Annotated in this window: 14 protein-coding genes; 6 read left to right on the top strand and 8 right to left on the bottom strand. The window is 56.2% G+C overall.

Features of this window, described 5'->3' with window-relative positions:
- Window positions 1-202: 202 nt before the first annotated feature.
- A complete protein-coding gene (locus ABLV12_RS22980; RefSeq protein WP_017146086.1) occupies window positions 203-820 on the bottom strand; it encodes a CDP-alcohol phosphatidyltransferase family protein in 618 nt (205 codons plus the stop codon).
- 86 nt (window positions 821-906) lie between these two features.
- Here ABLV12_RS22980 and ABLV12_RS22975 point away from each other — a divergent pair, with 86 nt between their 5' ends.
- Both ABLV12_RS22975 and gdhA read left to right on the top strand, forming a co-directional pair.
- Window positions 907-1,317, top strand: a complete 411-nt coding sequence (locus ABLV12_RS22975) for a pyrimidine (deoxy)nucleoside triphosphate diphosphatase (protein ID WP_064398466.1) — start codon at window positions 907-909, stop codon at window positions 1,315-1,317.
- Window positions 1,318-1,499: 182 nt separating this feature from the next.
- Complete coding sequence (gene gdhA / locus ABLV12_RS22970; protein ID WP_004121398.1) at window positions 1,500-2,843, top strand: NADP-specific glutamate dehydrogenase; 1,344 nt, start codon at window positions 1,500-1,502, stop codon at window positions 2,841-2,843.
- 71 nt (window positions 2,844-2,914) lie between these two features.
- On the opposite strand, the gene ABLV12_RS22965 is transcribed toward gdhA, so the two are convergent.
- The gene (locus ABLV12_RS22965; RefSeq protein ID WP_348867376.1) at window positions 2,915-4,870 is read right to left on the bottom strand and encodes a DNA topoisomerase III; all 1,956 of its coding nucleotides are present in this window, start codon (window positions 4,868-4,870) and stop codon (window positions 2,915-2,917) included.
- Window positions 4,871-4,874: 4 nt separating this feature from the next.
- Entirely contained in the window at window positions 4,875-5,918 is a 1,044-nt protein-coding gene (selD, locus tag ABLV12_RS22960) for a selenide, water dikinase SelD (protein WP_348867375.1), read from the bottom strand.
- A 227-nt stretch (window positions 5,919-6,145) separates the two neighbouring features.
- Between selD and phoC the strand changes: the two genes are divergently transcribed.
- A complete protein-coding gene (phoC, locus tag ABLV12_RS22955; protein WP_064398422.1) occupies window positions 6,146-6,892 on the top strand; it encodes an acid phosphatase PhoC in 747 nt (248 codons plus the stop codon).
- A 224-nt stretch (window positions 6,893-7,116) separates the two neighbouring features.
- Here phoC and ABLV12_RS22950 read toward each other — a convergent pair whose 3' ends face one another.
- A complete protein-coding gene (locus ABLV12_RS22950; RefSeq protein WP_004121410.1) occupies window positions 7,117-7,668 on the bottom strand; it encodes an NAD(P)H nitroreductase in 552 nt (183 codons plus the stop codon).
- A gap of 166 nt (window positions 7,669-7,834) precedes the next feature.
- Between ABLV12_RS22950 and sppA the strand changes: the two genes are divergently transcribed.
- From sppA to pncA, 3 genes are all read left to right on the top strand, one after another.
- Window positions 7,835-9,688 carry a signal peptide peptidase SppA gene (sppA, locus tag ABLV12_RS22945; RefSeq protein ID WP_160887609.1) on the top strand — a complete coding sequence of 618 codons (1,854 nt, stop codon included), beginning with the start codon at window positions 7,835-7,837 and terminating at the stop codon, window positions 9,686-9,688.
- A 253-nt stretch (window positions 9,689-9,941) separates the two neighbouring features.
- Window positions 9,942-10,958 carry an asparaginase gene (gene ansA, locus ABLV12_RS22940; RefSeq protein WP_004101295.1) on the top strand — a complete coding sequence of 339 codons (1,017 nt, stop codon included), beginning with the start codon at window positions 9,942-9,944 and terminating at the stop codon, window positions 10,956-10,958.
- 10 nt (window positions 10,959-10,968) lie between these two features.
- On the top strand, window positions 10,969-11,610 hold the full coding sequence (pncA, locus tag ABLV12_RS22935) for a bifunctional nicotinamidase/pyrazinamidase (protein WP_348867374.1): 642 nt from the start codon (window positions 10,969-10,971) through the stop codon (window positions 11,608-11,610).
- 37 nt (window positions 11,611-11,647) lie between these two features.
- Here the strand turns inward: pncA and ABLV12_RS22930 are convergent, their stop codons facing one another.
- The 4 genes from ABLV12_RS22930 to ABLV12_RS22915 form a co-directional block, all read right to left on the bottom strand.
- Window positions 11,648-13,006: an MFS transporter gene (locus ABLV12_RS22930; protein ID WP_348867373.1), complete on the bottom strand. Its 1,359-nt coding sequence runs from the start codon at window positions 13,004-13,006 to the stop codon at window positions 11,648-11,650.
- Window positions 13,007-13,147: 141 nt separating this feature from the next.
- Window positions 13,148-13,906, bottom strand: coding sequence for a DeoR/GlpR family DNA-binding transcription regulator (locus tag ABLV12_RS22925; RefSeq protein ID WP_004101292.1), 759 nt, complete (start codon window positions 13,904-13,906; stop codon window positions 13,148-13,150).
- 135 nt (window positions 13,907-14,041) lie between these two features.
- Entirely contained in the window at window positions 14,042-15,025 is a 984-nt protein-coding gene (locus ABLV12_RS22920) for an aldo/keto reductase (RefSeq protein ID WP_348867372.1), read from the bottom strand.
- A 9-nt stretch (window positions 15,026-15,034) separates the two neighbouring features.
- Window positions 15,035-15,982 carry a sugar kinase gene (locus ABLV12_RS22915; RefSeq protein ID WP_348867371.1) on the bottom strand — a complete coding sequence of 316 codons (948 nt, stop codon included), beginning with the start codon at window positions 15,980-15,982 and terminating at the stop codon, window positions 15,035-15,037.
- Window positions 15,983-15,984 lie beyond the last annotated feature (2 nt).

Raw genomic sequence — 15,984 nt, 5'->3', positions numbered from 1 at the left:
AAAATGCAGAGATGGCTTGCATAACGGGAGGTGTCCATATACGGGCAAGGCGCGTTAAGCGCCGCCCCCGGGAGCAAAGCGCAGCGTAGCTGAGTTTCCCGGAGGCGATGCGGCGTATCTGTCCGGGCTACCGGTCCGCAGACGGCACTGAACCTGTAGCCCGGGCAAGGCGTCAGCCGCCGCCCGGCACAAAACCTGCTCATCACTCTTTTACCTGTTTCAGGGTCAGGTATCCGCTCCACACCCGCGTAAAGGTCGTCAGCCAGCACAGCGCGCCAAAAATCCACGCCAGCCAGGCAAACCACGCCGGGAACAGACAGCTCAATACAAACAGCGCGATGGTTTCCGTCCCTTCCGTCAGTCCGCCAAGATAGTAAAACGATTTGTGGGCGTAGCCCGGATTGGCGATCTGATGCTTTGTCGCCAACGCGGCAAAGGCGAGAAAGCTGCTGCCGGTACCGATAAACGCGAAAAGCAGCCAGCCGCCCGCCAGCGCGTTGCTCGCCGGGTCGGCCAGAATAAAGCCAAACGGCACCAGGGCGTAAAACAGAAAATCGAGGGAAATATCAAGAAAACCGCCCGCATCGGTCAATCCGCGTCGCCGGGCCAGTGCGCCGTCGAGGCCGTCCAGCAGGCGGTTAAGCACTATCGCCGCCAGCGCCGCCTGATACCAGCCCAGGGCTAAAAACGGCAGCGCCAGTACGCCAATTGCAAAGCCAAGCAGGGTCAGACCGTCGGGAGAGACGGCTGGACGATCCAGCAGAGCGGCGGTGGCGTTGAGGGCAGGTTTCAAACGCGGATGCAGATAACGATCAAGCACGAAGTTTCTCCAGCGGATTCAGGGTTGTTTGCAGAGTACCAGGGCGGTGATAATAGGCGATTCTTTCGTACAGAACGATGATTCACATGCTAAAAACTCTTGATGTTGTTGCCGCCATTATCGAACGCAACGGGCAAATTTTGCTGGCGCAGCGCCCTCCCCACGCGGATCAGCCGGGGATGTGGGAATTTGCCGGCGGTAAAGTCGAACCCGGCGAAACCCAGGCCGAGGCGCTGGCCCGCGAGCTCCGGGAAGAGCTGGAGATCGACGCCAGCCCGAGATGCTATATCGCCAGCCATCGGCGCGAAATTTCCGCTCGCCTTATTCATCTTCACGCCTGGTGGGTCCCTCATTTTAGCGGCGAACCCATCGCCCGCTATCACAGTCAGCTGCGCTGGTGTTCTCCGCAGGAGGCCTTTAGCTTCAACCTTGCGCCAGCGGACATCCCCCTGCTGGAAGCCTTTATCGCCCAGCGCGCCGATCTCCTCTCCCGCTAATTCTGTCAGGCGGCGGTCATCGTTTTTGATTATGACCCATGCCTGATTATAAATTTTGCTTTCCGAACAATTTTTCCTTGCTTACCTAACGATTCCCGGTGGTATAGTCGGAAAATCGGCTTTTTCAAGGGCCGAATCATAATAAATAGACGCAACCACAACCATAAGGGGAACTTATATCTATGGATCAGACGTGCACTCTGGAAGGTTTTCTCGCCCGCGTTCAACAGCGCGATCCAAATCAAACTGAATTTGCTCAGGCGGTCCGCGAGGTGATGACCACCCTGTGGCCATTCCTTGAGGAAAATCCGCGCTATCGTCAGATGAATTTGCTGGAACGTCTGGTTGAACCGGAGCGTGCTATCCAGTTCCGCGTCGTTTGGGTTGATGACCGCAATCAGGTTCAGGTTAACCGCGCCTGGCGCGTGCAGTTCAACTCCGCCATCGGCCCTTATAAGGGCGGCATGCGTTTCCACCCCTCCGTAAACCTGTCGATTCTGAAATTCCTCGGTTTTGAACAAACCTTCAAAAACGCTCTGACCACCCTGCCAATGGGCGGCGGTAAGGGCGGCAGCGACTTCGATCCCAAAGGCAAAAGCGATGGCGAAGTGATGCGTTTCTGTCAGGCGCTGATGACCGAACTCTATCGCCACCTCGGCCCGGATACCGACGTGCCGGCCGGTGATATCGGCGTAGGCGGTCGTGAAGTGGGCTTTATGGCCGGGATGATGCGTAAGCTCTCCAACAACAGCGCCTGCGTATTCACCGGTAAAGGTCTCTCCTTCGGCGGCAGCCTGATTCGTCCGGAAGCCACCGGTTATGGTCTGATTTACTTCACCGAAGCGATGCTTAAGCGCCACGGTTTGGGCTTTGAAGGGGCTCGCGTCGCGGTGTCCGGTTCGGGCAACGTGGCGCAGTACGCGATTGAAAAAGCCATGGAGCTCGGCGCACGGGTGATTACAGCTTCCGACTCCAACGGTACCGTGGTTGATGAATCTGGCTTCACCAAAGAAAAACTGGCGCGCCTGATCGACATTAAAGAGCGCTGCCACGGCCGCGTGGCGGATTACGCGCGCGAGTTCGGCCTGACCTACCTTGAAGGCAAACAGCCGTGGTCCGTGCCGGTGGATATCGCTCTGCCATGCGCCACGCAGAACGAGCTGGACGTCGACGCTGCCCGTCAGCTGATTGCCAACGGCGTGAAGGCCGTCGCGGAAGGCGCCAACATGCCAACCACTATTGCGGCGACCGATCTATTCCTCGAAGCGGGCGTGCTGTTCGCGCCGGGTAAAGCGGCGAACGCCGGCGGAGTAGCCACTTCAGGTCTGGAAATGGCGCAAAACGCCGCCCGCATGGGCTGGAAAGCGGAGAAAGTGGATGCCCGTCTGCACCATATCATGCTGGATATCCACCACGCCTGCGTTGAATACGGCGGTGAAGCGAAGCAGACCAACTACGTACGCGGCGCGAATATCGCCGGTTTCGTGAAGGTCGCCGACGCAATGCTGGCGCAGGGTGTTATTTAAGTCCACTCGCTGAATGAACCCGGTATATGGGTTCGGCGCATAATTGAAAAACCCCGGCTTCCCGGGGTTTTTTATTGCGGGCTTTCCGCCGCGGGGCCGGAGGCGGATTTTTTATCTTTCGCTTTGGCTCGGCCTTTCCCCTTGCTAAAGCTCTTCTTGCCGTCGCCCGGCGCCACAATGCCGCGGAAGCGGCGTACCGGCGTGCTCCTGGCCTGGTCGATAAGCTGGAACAGGGTACCGACCAACGGCTGCATAAAGTCCTGATAGCGGCACTGCTTCTCGCTGATTTGCGTCAGAATCGACTCCCAGTGGGCGGTCATATCCGGACGCGTCGCCATTTCAGGCAGCGAATGGAACAGCGCCTTCCCGGCGTCGGTAGAGTGGATATAGCGCCCTTTTTTGGTTAAGAAGCCGCGCTTGAACAACAGTTCAATAATGCCGGCGCGGGTCGCCTCCGTACCGAGGCCGTCCGTTGCGCGCAGGATCTTCTTCAGGTCTTTATCCTGCACAAAGCGGGCGATGCCGGTCATCGCCGACAGCAGGGTCGCATCGGTAAAATGACGCGGCGGCTGGGTCTGCCGCTCCACCACTTCGCCTTTTTCGCACAGCAGTTCGTCATCCTTTGCCACCACCGGCAGCGGCATGCCGTCATTCTCTTCATCGCGCTCTTTATTGCCCAGCAGGGTTCGCCAGCCCGCTTCCGCCAGAAAACGCGCTTTGGCCACGAACTTGCCGTTGGCGATATCAAGATCGATCTGACATTTGCGGAACACCGCATCCGGGCAGAACTGCATCAGATACTGGCGGGCAATCAGGCCATAAACCTTCTCTTCGTTGTCGCTGAGCTTCACCTGTGAACTGCGGGCGGTCGGAATAATCGCGTGGTGGGCATCGACCTTTTTATCGTCCCAGCAGCGGTTGCGGATCTCCGGGTCCACCACCGGCTGCGGCAGCAGGTCAGGCGCATGTACGCTGATGGCGTTCAGCACCGCATGTCTTCCGGCAAAATGCTCTTCCGGCAGATAGCGGCTGTCCGAACGCGGATAGGTAATCAGCTTATGGGTTTCATACAGCTTCTGGCAAATATCCAGCACGTTCTGCGCGCTAAATCCGAAGCGCTTCGCGGCTTCAATCTGCAGCGCCGAGAGGGAAAACGGCAGCGGCGCTGGCTCGGAGTCCCGCTTGTCGTTATAAGCGGTCACCGTCGCCGGCTGGCCCTCAATGCGCTTGACCACATGTTCGGCAAGCGAACGATGCAGCAGCCGTCCCTCTTCATCCTGGTAGGGTTCACAGGCCTCGCTGGGGATCCAGGTGGCGACAAAACGCTCCTCCTTCGGGGTGACGATATGCGCCTTTACGTCGAAGAAGTCTTTGGCGACGAAGTTTTCAATTTCTTCATCGCGGCGTACCACCAGGCCAAGCACCGGAGTTTGCACGCGCCCGACCGAGAGCACCCCCTGATAACCCGCGTTACGGCCAAGGATAGTGTAAGCGCGGGTCATATTGATCCCGTACAGCCAGTCGGCGCGGGCGCGGGCAAGCGCCGAGACGCACAGCGGAACGAACTCGCTATTGGCGCGCAGGCGGTTAATCGCCCGCTCCACCGCCTGCGGGTTGAGATCGTTAATCAGGCAGCGCTGCACCTGCTGGCGCTTTTCCGGCGCCAGCTGCAGGTAGTCGAGCACCTCATCCACCAGCAGTTGACCTTCTCTGTCCGGGTCACCCGCGTGGATCACTTCCTGCGCATCGCCAAGCAAACGCTTAATCACGTTAAGCTGTTTGGTCACCGAGGGCTTGGGCTGGAGCTGCCACTTTTCCGGAACGATAGGCAGGTCGAGCAGATTCCAGCGCGCATAGCGCTCATCATAGACGTCCGGCTGAGCCTGCTCCAGCAGGTGGCCGATACACCAGGTGACCACCTGTCCGTTGCCGCATTCAATATAACCGTCGCCTTTGCGATGCGGTTTTGGCAGCACATCGGCAATGGCGCGGCCGAGACTCGGCTTTTCTGCAATAAACAGCCGCATGAAATCAACGAATCTCGATCATAGGGCGTCCGCCGCGGGCGGTCACCAGCTCGCCGATAGCGGTCAGCGTGATGCCATATTCAGCGGCTGCTGCCAGCACCTCGTCCTCGGCTTCCGGCGTTACCGCCAGCAGCAGGCCGCCGGAGGTTTGCGGATCGCACAGCAGATCGCGCCACTCAGGCGGCATTTCGCCCATCAGATGCCCGTAGCTGGCAAAGTTTCGCCCGGTTCCGCCCGGCACCGCACCGGCCGCAATATACTCTTCCACGCCCGGTAGTTTCGGGATACTGGCATAGGTGAGTTGCGCCTGTACGCCCGCGCCGCGGCACACTTCGCTCAGATGCCCCAGCAGTCCGAAGCCGGTGACGTCGGTCATCGCCTTCACGCCGTCAATGTTGGCGAACGCCGAGCCGACGAGGTTCATCTGGCACATGGTTTCCGTCGCCAGCCCCTGATGTTCCGGCTTCAGCAGCGACTTTTTCTCGGCAGTGGTCAGCACGCCGATACCCAGCGGTTTCGTGAGGTAGAGTTTGCATCCGGCCTGAGCGGTACTGTTTTTCTTCACCCGCTCGGTCGGAACCACGCCGGTCACCGCAAGACCGAAGATGGGTTCAGGCGCATCAATCGAGTGGCCCCCGGCCAGCGCGATCCCCGCCTGCTGGCAGGCAAAACGCCCGCCATCAACTACCTGACGGGCAATTTCCGGCGCCAGCGTATTGATGGGCCAGCCGAGGATAGCGATGGCCATTATCGGCTTGCCGCCCATAGCGAAAATATCGCTGATGGCGTTTGTCGCGGCAATGCGCCCAAAGTCGAACGGATTATCGACGATCGGCATAAAAAAGTCGGTAGTACTGACAATCGAGGTACCGTTGCCGAGATCGTAGACCGCGGCATCATCGCTGGTTTCATTCCCCACCAGCAGATTCGGGTCAATAAATTTGGCCTGGTCGCTCTGCAGGATGGTTTCCAGCACTTTAGGGGCAATTTTACATCCGCAACCGGCTCCGTGGCTGTATTGCGTTAAACGAATGGCTTGCTCGCTCATGGACATCTCCTGTCATTGCAATCCCGATATGGTAGCGCCCAAATGGCGGAGTGGTAAGTGCGACAGTCCGAAATCGCGTATGGTTGCTCATTAAGCAGACAAAAAACCGATTTTGCGATACGGGCCCGCTTTTTCGTCGTCATTTTACCCTTTACTAAAAAATGACAGAAATGTAACAACAAAAAATTCTGTTTTGTCTGGACATATAACAACGTAAGGAAGTTTTCATGAAAAAGCGTGTTCTCGCCCTTTGCCTGGCCAGTTTCTTCTCCATCAACGCTTTCGCCCTGGTTCCCGCCGGTAACGACGTCACCACCAAACCGGATCTCTACTACCTGACCAATGCGCAGGCTATCGACAGTCTCGCGCTGCTACCGCCGCCGCCGGAGGTGGGCAGTATCGCGTTTTTAAACGATCAGGCCATGTATGAGAAAGGACGCCTGCTGCGCGGCACCGAGCGCGGCAAACTGGCGGCGGAAGACGCAAACCTGAGCGGCGGCGGCGTCGCCAACGCCTTCTCGGGTGCCTTCGGCTCGCCCATTACCGCCAAAGATGCGCCCGAGCTGCACAAGCTGCTCACCAATATGATTGAAGATGCCGGCGACCTGGCGACGCGAGGAGCAAAGGAGAAGTACATGCGCATTCGCCCATTTGCGTTTTATGGCGTCGCCACCTGTAACACCAAGGAACAGGATACGCTGTCGAAAAACGGCTCCTACCCCTCCGGCCACACCTCTATCGGCTGGGCCACCGCTCTGGTGCTGGCTGAGATTAATCCCCAGCGGCAAAATGAAATCCTTAAGCGCGGCTTTGAGCTCGGCGAGAGCCGGGTGATCTGCGGCTATCACTGGCAGAGCGACGTAGATGCGGCGCGTATCGTCGGTTCGGCGGTCGTCGCCACGCTGCATACCAATCCGGCCTTCCAGCAGCAGCTGCAGAAAGCGAAAGAGGAGTTCGCGAAAAGGCAGAAGTAAAGTCGTCGCCGTTAAAAACCCGTAAGCGGCGCCTGAAACGCCTGGACTACGGGTTCCCAGCCGTTCGCGGTTTGATAGCCCGGACAGGTGCGCCAGCACCGCCTACGGGAAAGGCGTCAAGTCTGATACACCAGCGCTGCATCCACCCGGCTCTCGCTGCGCTTAGCCGGGCTCCCCCCCTAGGCGGCGGTGAGCCGGGACCGCCCGGCATGATGAGAACGGACTCAGAAGCGCGTCACGAACGGCGCGGTATCCGGCAAAGCGATGGTTGTTGACGCTTTGAGCTGCGGGGTCCCCAGATAGAGAAATCCCACTATTTTATCCTGTTCGCGGCAGGCAAATCCTTCGCGTACAACCGGGCTTTCGGTTAACGCGCCGCTGCGCCAGATGCCGTTAAACCCCTGCGCCACAGCAGCCATCTGCATGGCCATCACCGCGCAGCCCGCCGACATCTCCTGCTCCCATTTGGGTACTTTTGGATGATCTTCACAGCGCGCCACCACCGCAATGATCAGCGGCGCGCGAAACGGCGCGCTGCGGGCTTTTTCAATCGCTTTTTCATCTCCACCTGCCGCCACCGCGCCTTTTTCCAGCAGCTGGCTGAAGCGCTCGCGCCCTTCATCGGCAATAATGAAGAAGCGCCACGGCTGTAGCGTCCCGTGGTCCGGCGCGCGCAGGCCAGCGCGCAGGATGTTTTCCAGCTGTTCGCCCGCCGGAGCCGGGTCGGTCAGACGTGAAGCGCTGCGGCGATTAACCAGTAGTTCGAGAGCATCCATCTGTATAACTCCTGTGATGTGATTTTTCACAAAATTAACATGAGCAAGGATTTTGTTACAGCCCAACGGGTGATTCCTGCTGACAACCGACGGCACTCTCATTAGGATAGCCAGACGCGGCAGCCCCTGCGGCTTGCCCTATTTTGATAATGGTTAGGGAGAATACATGCGAACTCTTTGGCGACTGCTCGCCGGAATCTTTAAATGGACATGGCGAGTGCTCAACTTCATTCGCCAGCTCGCACTGAACGTGGTTTTCCTTGTGCTGGTGCTGGCCTGCGTCGGTATCTGGGCCCAGTTCAGCAGTAACACAACAGAGCATACCACTCGCGGCGCGCTGCTGATGGATATTACCGGCGTGGTGGTCGATAAACCTTCGGCCAGCAGCAAACTTGGGGTCATTGGCCGTCAACTGTTTGGCGCCAGCTCGGATCGCCTACAGGAAAACTCGCTGTTTGATATTGTGCAGACAATTCGCCAGGCGAAAGACGACCGCAATATCACCGGCATCGTGCTGGATCTGAAAAACTTTGCCGGCGGCGATCAGCCATCGATGCAGTACATCGGTAAAGCGCTGCGCGAATTCCGCGATAGCGGCAAACCGGTCTACGCCATTGGCAGCAGCTACAGCCAGGGGCAGTATTATCTGGCCAGCTTCGCCAATAAAATCTGGCTTTCGCCGCAGGGCGAAGTGGATCTGCATGGTTTCGCGACCAACGGCCTGTACTACAAATCGCTGCTCGACAAACTCAAAGTATCGACCCACGTTTTCCGCGTCGGCACTTATAAATCAGCGGTAGAGCCGTTTATCCGCGATGATATGTCCCCGGCAGCGCGCGAGGCGGATAGCCGTTGGATTGGCGAACTGTGGCAAAACTACCTCAACACCATCGCCGCCAACCGCCAGATCTCCGCACAGCAGCTGTTCCCTGGCGCTCAGAGGGTCCTCGACGGTCTGCGTAAAGTTGATGGCGACACCGCCAGGTACGCGCTGGATAACAAGCTGGTTGACGAGCTTGGCACCTCTACCGAAGTGGAGAAAGCGCTGACTAAGCAGTTTGGCTGGAGCAAAGCGGATAATAACTACAGCGCGATCAGCTACTACGACTACACCGTGAAAACGCCTGCCGATAAAGGCTCCGCGATAGCGGTTATCTTTGCTAACGGCGCGATTATGGATGGCGAGGAAACGCCGGGTAACGTCGGCGGCGACACTACCGCTGCGCAGATCCGCGATGCCCGCCTCGATCCGAAAGTGAAAGCTATCGTACTGCGGGTAAACAGCCCTGGCGGCAGCGTCAGCGCCTCGGAGGTGATTCGCGAAGAGCTGGCGGCGGCAAAAGCGGCCGGCAAACCGGTGGTGGTATCGATGGGCGGCATGGCGGCCTCCGGCGGCTACTGGATCTCCACCCCGGCGGATTATATCGTCGCGAACCCCAGCACCCTGACCGGTTCTATCGGTATCTTTGGGGTAATTAACACCGTCGAAAATACGCTCGGCTCGATTGGCGTTCATACCGATGGCGTGGCCACCTCTCCGCTGGCCGATGTCTCCACCACTAAAGCGCTTCCGCCGGAAGTACAACAGCTGATGCAGCTCAGCATCGAAAACGGCTATAAGCGCTTTATCACCCTGGTGGCGAACGCGCGTAAGAGCACGCCGGAAAAAATCGACCAAATCGCCCAGGGCCACGTCTGGACCGGTGAAGATGCGAAAGCAAACGGTCTGGTCGACAGCCTTGGCGACTTTGACGACGCGGTGGCAAAAGCCGCAGAGCTGGCGAAGCTGAAAGAGTGGCATATCAATTATTATCAGGAAGAGCCGACCTTCTTCTCGATGGTGGTCGATAGCCTGACCGGTTCCGTTCGCGCGGCGCTGCCGGCGGCGGTTCAGGCTTATTTGCCTGCGCCGGTGGCCGCTGCGGCTAATGCAGTGAAAAACGAAAGCGACAAGCTGGCGGCCTTTAATGATCCGCAGAATCGCTACGCCTTCTGCTTGACCTGCGCCAACATTCGTTAATCCCACGCCGCCCCATTCCACGGGGCGGCATTTTTCACTTCATCCTTCCCGCCGCCTCTTTCCTGGCTACGCGCAGCAACGCTGGCCCCATAGTCACTATGCTCCCATAGATTTCATTGCTTGCCGCCTCGATGCAGCGTAAATGTTTTTGTGTCAGGCAAGCCATGCAATACACGAAAGCAGCCGACGCCCCTGCAACTTGCGGCGTGACGGGTATATACTGCGCCTGTCTACGTTTAACCTAAGCGATGCTATGCAGAAGAAATCTATCTACGTTGCCTATACTGGCGGCACCATTGGTATGCAGCGTTCTGAACACGGCTACATTCCCGTTTCCGGCCATCTCCAGCGCCAGCTGGCTTTGATGCCCGAGTTTCACCGTCCGGAGATGCCGGACTTCACCATTCATGAATATGCTCCGCTGATGGACTCCTCCGATATGACGCCGGAAGACTGGCAGCATATCGCCGAGGATATTCGCGATCGTTATGACCAGTACGACGGTTTCGTGATCCTGCACGGTACGGATACCATGGCGTTTACCGCTTCGGCGCTCTCCTTCATGCTGGAGAATCTGGGGAAACCGGTCATTGTGACAGGGTCACAAATTCCGCTCGCTGAGCTACGCTCCGACGGGCAGATTAATCTCCTCAATGCCCTGTACGTCGCCGCCAACTATCCGATTAACGAAGTGTCGTTGTTCTTCAACAACCGTCTCTACCGCGGCAACCGTACAACAAAGGCCCACGCCGACGGATTTAACGCCTTCGCTTCGCCAAACCTGGCGCCGCTGCTGGAAGCCGGGATCCATATTCGCCGTCTCGGCACCCCACCCGCACCGCACGGCAGCGGTGAGCTGGTGGTTCACCCTATCACGCCGCAGCCGATTGGCGTGGTGACCATTTATCCCGGCATTTCCGCCGACGTCGTGCGCAATTTCCTGCGCCAGCCGGTCAAAGCGCTGATCCTGCGCTCATATGGCGTCGGTAACGCGCCGCAGAACGGCGAATTTATTCAGGTCCTGGCTGAAGCCAGCCAGCGCGGTATCGTGGTGATTAACCTGACCCAGTGTATGTCCGGCAAGGTGAATATGGGCGGTTACGCCACCGGTAACGCGCTGGCTCAGGCCGGGGTGATTAGCGGTTTTGATATGACCGTCGAAGCCACGCTGACCAAGCTACACTATTTATTGAGTCAGGATCTGGACGTTGCGGCTATCCGTCGCGCAATGCAGGAGAACCTGCGCGGCGAACTGACCCCCGATGAGTAAGGAGAAACACATGACCCAGCGCGCGCTGCTTCTGGTCGATTTACAAAATGATTTCTGCGCCGGTGGCGCACTTGCGGTCCCGCAGGGCGATAGTACGGTTGACGTCGCCAACCTGCTTATCGACTGGAGCCTGACGCGGGGCGAAACGGTGGTAGCCAGCCAGGACTGGCATCCGGCGAATCACGGCAGCTTTGCCAGCCAGCATCAGGTTGAACCCTATACCCAGGGCGAGCTCGACGGCCTGGCGCAAACTTTCTGGCCGGATCACTGCGTGCAAAACAGCGAAGGCGCGGCTCTGCATCCGCTGCTCAAACAGCAGCATATCGCTGCCGTCTTCCACAAAGGCGAAAATCCGGCCATAGATAGCTACAGCGCCTTTTTCGACAACGGCCACCGACAGAAAACGCAGCTTGATGCGTGGCTGCGCGAGCGCGATATTCGCGAACTCGCGGTGCTGGGTCTGGCCACCGACTACTGCGTCAAGTTTACCGTGCTCGACGCTCTCAATCTGGGCTACAACGTCAACGTCATTACCGACGGCTGCCGCGGGGTGAATATTCAGCCGCACGACAGCAATCAGGCATTTATGGAGATGGCCGCCGCGGGCGCCACCCTCTATACCCTGGACGACTGGCTGGAAACCCACGCATAACCGGTGCCGACAGGCATTTTCCCTGTCGGCGCATTTCTCAGGCCAGCGTTGAAATCTCCTCCAGCGATATCTTGCGCGTTTCGATGCCAAAGCAGAACAGGATCAGCGCACAGAGTACCAGCATCACCCCGAGCACCATAAAAACCGTAATCGCGCCGTAGCGGGTCAGCAGGACAGCGACGCCGTAGGGAGTAAAGACGGCGACAATTCGCCCTACCGCGTTGACAAAGCCTGAACCGCGCAGCCGGAGATGCGTTGGCCACAGCTCCGGCACGTACACCGCCGAGGCAAAGCAGACGTACATATACAGGAAAAAGATCATCACCAGGCCATAGCTTAAGATGGCCCACTCTGCGGTTTGAATCGAATAGAAGTAGCCGAGCACCGCAATAATAATCAGCAGCGATGAGCCAAATAACCGCCGCGGAAAACGGTCGATAATCAGCGCGGCGATAAATATTCCCACCGGCGCGCCAATCATAATAATCGCGGTCATCAAGATTGACTTCGTCACGTCGATGCCCGAATTGACGAAAATTGTCGGGATCCACACCGTAATGGTATAGAGCGAAATATTCATGGCGATTAGCACGGTGATTGCCACCAGCGTGCGCCGCAGCATCTGGCCTTTAAACAGCAGCCAGAAAGAGCCGCTTTCCACACACACATCCGCCGTTTGATCCGCGCTTTGCCAGGCCGGTAAGGTAATATTTTTCTCTCTCTCGATTTGCGACTCTACCTGCTGGAGATGCTTTTCAGCGGCGCTGCGCTGCCCTTTTCCGGCCAGCCAGCGGGGAGATTCAATAAAGTATCTTCCCGACAGATACCAGGCCAGCAGCATGGCTCCTCCACCGAACAGAAACATCATCCGCCAGCTTAAAAAAGCTATCACCACGACGCCAATTGCCGCCGATAGCATAGGCGACCAGTTGCCGACAAAGGAGAGCCGAGCGGACCATTTTCCACGTACCGCGGGCGGAATAAATTCGGTAAAGGAGGCATAGCCCACCATAATCAGCGCCCCCATTCCGCAGCCCATCAGACAGCGAAAAAAGATAAGCCAGTACATGTTGGGCACAAAGGTTGCCGCACAGGCAGAGACCCCGACGATCAGTAAATTCAGGCGAAATGCTTTACGTCGCCCGAGATAATCGCCTATAAAACCTCCGGTCAACGAACCAATAAAGTAGCCAAACATCAGCGCCGAGGTAAATGCGGCGTTGAGATAGTTATTTGACCAGCCATTGCTGACTAACTTTGCCAGCACCACGTTGCCGGAATAGCTGAGAAAACCGGTGATTAATAAACTAAAACTAATAATGCCAAAAATACGAAAATGAAATCGCGATAAAGGTAAGCGGTCTAATCTTACGCCGATAGGGTCACATTGTTCCATCTGGATGCCTCAAATTCAGCTAAAATATAAAGTATGGCCATCGCGGCAGAATCATTTTTGCCGCGCCAGCCATCATCATTAAATTTTTATGGCATTATCCAGGTGCAAATTAAAATAATATCGATACAGCCAATCTTAATGTTAATAAACAAGTTGAATATTATTTTCTTTACAAAATGCAATCCACTGTGCACCCGGCGCCTTATTGGTGATAAGGTAATTAATATGGCTAAAATCCACGAGCTGGACGAATGCTTTGCGATCGAATTTTGAATGATCGACCAGCAAAGCGACTTCGGTCGCCTGGCGGATCATGGTTTTCTTAATTTCCGCTTCCGCTTCGTTAGAGTCCAGCGCCCCGCTCTGCATATCCAGCCCTTTGCAGCTCATCACCATAATATCAACATGATAGCGGCTAATAATTTCCTTAGTGATCCTTCCCTGCAGCGACAGCGTATTCTTATTGAGCTCGCCGCCGGTAGATACCACGTTGATTTCAGACTGTGCCAGCTCATGAAAGGCTTCCGCCGAGTTGGTTAACAGCGTGAGATCGTTTCTCTCTTTCAACAGCTTTAATAACTCCATCGCGGTACTGCTGGAGTCGGCAGCCATGGTGGTTTTATTCTTTATAAACGGTAATGCATTGCGGGCAATGATCTGCTTCTCTTCTAAAAAAGATTTAGCGCGTTTATAAAAATGAATATTGTCAGCTAAAGCATTGGTATTTAATACAGCGCCGCCGTACGTGCGGGTCAAATAACCTTCATCTTCGAGCTTTTCTAGATCGCGACGGATGGTTTCCTCAGTGACCTGAAAAATTGCGCTTAAATTAGAAACCGCTACTTTCTTATCATTAGCCACCATTTGCTTTATGGCCTGAATCCTGTCTTTTGCCGCCACGATGACACCTCTGTTTCCTGCAAAGTCATAATAAGATTCTAGTATCGCACAGGCTATGTTTATTTTCAAAAGAACCTGTCTGAATCACAGATTTAATACTCTTTTACACAGAAACAGAGGTCCGCGTCTTCTCTCTTATTTAGGATCCAGCGCTTCCGCCATTCGCCTCATCAATAATGAATCATCATCAGTCAGAGCGATGTTCAGCGCATCGACATTCTCGCGTACCTGCTCGGGCGCCGTAGCGCCGCTCAGCAGGGTAATGAGATCGCTTTGCTTTAATATCCACGCCAGCGCCAGCGCGGGGATGGTACAGCGATATTTTTCGCATAGCGGCTGCCATTGCTCAAGCATATCAATCACGCGCAGCATATTTTCCCGCTGGAACCAGACCTTATTGGCCCGCGCACCGCCGGGAATATAATCACGGCCGATAGTCCCGGTCAGTAGCCCCTGCTCAAGCGGCGAGTAGACCTGCACTACAATGCCGTTCTGTTGACAGAGCGGCAGTAGCTCGGCCTCCAGCGCCCGGTCAAGAATGCTGTACTTGGCCTGCACGATATCCAGCTCACCGTGCTTGAGGTACTCTCTGATATGCCCGGCATCTACGTTCGCCGCGCCGATAGAGCGAATTTTCCCCTCTTTCTTAAGCGCGTTCAGCGTGGCTACGGTCTCCGCAATTGGCGTAAAGCAGGGCTCTACCGACTGCCAGTGGGTCATATAGATATCAATAGTATCGATGCCCAGCCTTTGCAGGCTGGCCTCCACCTCTTCGCGAATCGACTCGGGCGTCAGGTTTTTATACAGCTGGCGATCGCCCACCTTATTAAACAGGCTGCCCGTGCGCTCCCAGACGATACCGCATTTGGTTTCGACAACGACCTCGCGGCGCGGCAGCTGTTTAAGCGCCTGGCCAACAATCACTTCGCTGTTGCCAAAGTTGTAGCCTGGCGCGGTATCAATCAGATTGATCCCGCAGCGATGCGCCTCAACAATGGTGTCGAGACATATCTGCAGATCGAGATCGCCGTTCCACGCCGGGCCGCCGCCAATGGCCCATGTGCCTAATCCCATTCGGGAAAGCGTGATATCCGTACTGCCTAAAGAAATCATTTTCATCTGCTGCTATTACCCTCCATATTCGTCGAGAAGTTGTTCAACCAGCGTTCTGTTCTTCACGCCCGTCGTGGCGCCTACGCTCAGCACCGAGATCGCCGCCGTGGCGTTAGCAAACAACGCGCACTCGCGCAGCGGTTTGCCTTCAAGCAGCGCGGAGATAAATCCCGAGGCAAAATTATCCCCTGCGCCAATGGTGTCGATGGCGGTAATGCCTGAAACCGCCGGCACTTCCAGCTTCATATCGGCACGCTTAATAAAGCAGCCTCGCTTGCCGGTCTTAATAACCACCGTTTTTACCCCGCAGTTCAGGAAGCTATCGGCGATCTCATCCAGCGTCTCTTTGCCGGTGAGCAGTTTTGCCTCGGCATAATTGGGAAACAGATAATCGACGTAGCTCAGCGCCTGGCGAATATCGTTCAGAGTTTCGTTAAGCCGCGGCTTAATCATATCGGCGCAAATAATTAATCCGTGTGCTTTGGCCTGAGTGAATATCTCCGTTAACGCTTTACCATCGAGCAGCGGGCTATTAAAAATGCTCGCCAGCGACAGCAGTTTTGCCTGAGAAAAGCGGCCAAAGTCCACATCGTTAATATTCAGCTTCCACAGACTACCATTGCGGTTAGTCACAAAAGTACGCTCGCCATCGGCGGTGACCAGCCCCACATTAATGGAGGTATCGATTTCGCCATCCTGCTTCAGGCTGTGGATATCAATATTCTCCCGGCGACAGTGTGCAAGAATAAAATGTCCCGCCGCGTCGTCCCCTACCCGACTCATTAATGCCGTTCGATGACCGAGTCGGGAAATAATGGTTGCCTCGTTAATTGCGTCCCCCCCGGTGGTCATGGCGATGCGTTCTAAGGGATATGAGTCAACATCAAAGATATTTTTGCTCACCGGCTGCAGGGGAATATCAACAATGGCCGCGCCTATACAAATAACCTCGATATTATCCATGT

Source organism: Klebsiella sp. CN_Kp100, assembly GCF_040065315.1.
Classification (GTDB): Bacteria; Pseudomonadota; Gammaproteobacteria; order Enterobacterales; family Enterobacteriaceae; genus Klebsiella; species Klebsiella oxytoca.
This window is presented reverse-complemented; position numbering and strand designations above follow the sequence as displayed.

Coding starts and splice junctions, on each gene's coding strand:
- ABLV12_RS22975 (WP_064398466.1), top strand. CDS start 907: ATGCTAAAAACTCTTGATGTTGTTGCCGCCATTATCGAACGCAACGGG.
- gdhA (WP_004121398.1), top strand. CDS start 1,500: ATGGATCAGACGTGCACTCTGGAAGGTTTTCTCGCCCGCGTTCAACAG.
- ABLV12_RS22965 (WP_348867376.1), bottom strand. CDS start 4,870: ATGCGGCTGTTTATTGCAGAAAAGCCGAGTCTCGGCCGCGCCATTGCC.
- selD (WP_348867375.1), bottom strand. CDS start 5,918: ATGAGCGAGCAAGCCATTCGTTTAACGCAATACAGCCACGGAGCCGGT.
- phoC (WP_064398422.1), top strand. CDS start 6,146: ATGAAAAAGCGTGTTCTCGCCCTTTGCCTGGCCAGTTTCTTCTCCATC.
- ABLV12_RS22950 (WP_004121410.1), bottom strand. CDS start 7,668: ATGGATGCTCTCGAACTACTGGTTAATCGCCGCAGCGCTTCACGTCTG.
- sppA (WP_160887609.1), top strand. CDS start 7,835: ATGCGAACTCTTTGGCGACTGCTCGCCGGAATCTTTAAATGGACATGG.
- ansA (WP_004101295.1), top strand. CDS start 9,942: ATGCAGAAGAAATCTATCTACGTTGCCTATACTGGCGGCACCATTGGT.
- pncA (WP_348867374.1), top strand. CDS start 10,969: ATGACCCAGCGCGCGCTGCTTCTGGTCGATTTACAAAATGATTTCTGC.
- ABLV12_RS22930 (WP_348867373.1), bottom strand. CDS start 13,006: ATGGAACAATGTGACCCTATCGGCGTAAGATTAGACCGCTTACCTTTA.
- ABLV12_RS22920 (WP_348867372.1), bottom strand. CDS start 15,025: ATGAAAATGATTTCTTTAGGCAGTACGGATATCACGCTTTCCCGAATG.
- ABLV12_RS22915 (WP_348867371.1), bottom strand. CDS start 15,982: ATGGATAATATCGAGGTTATTTGTATAGGCGCGGCCATTGTTGATATT.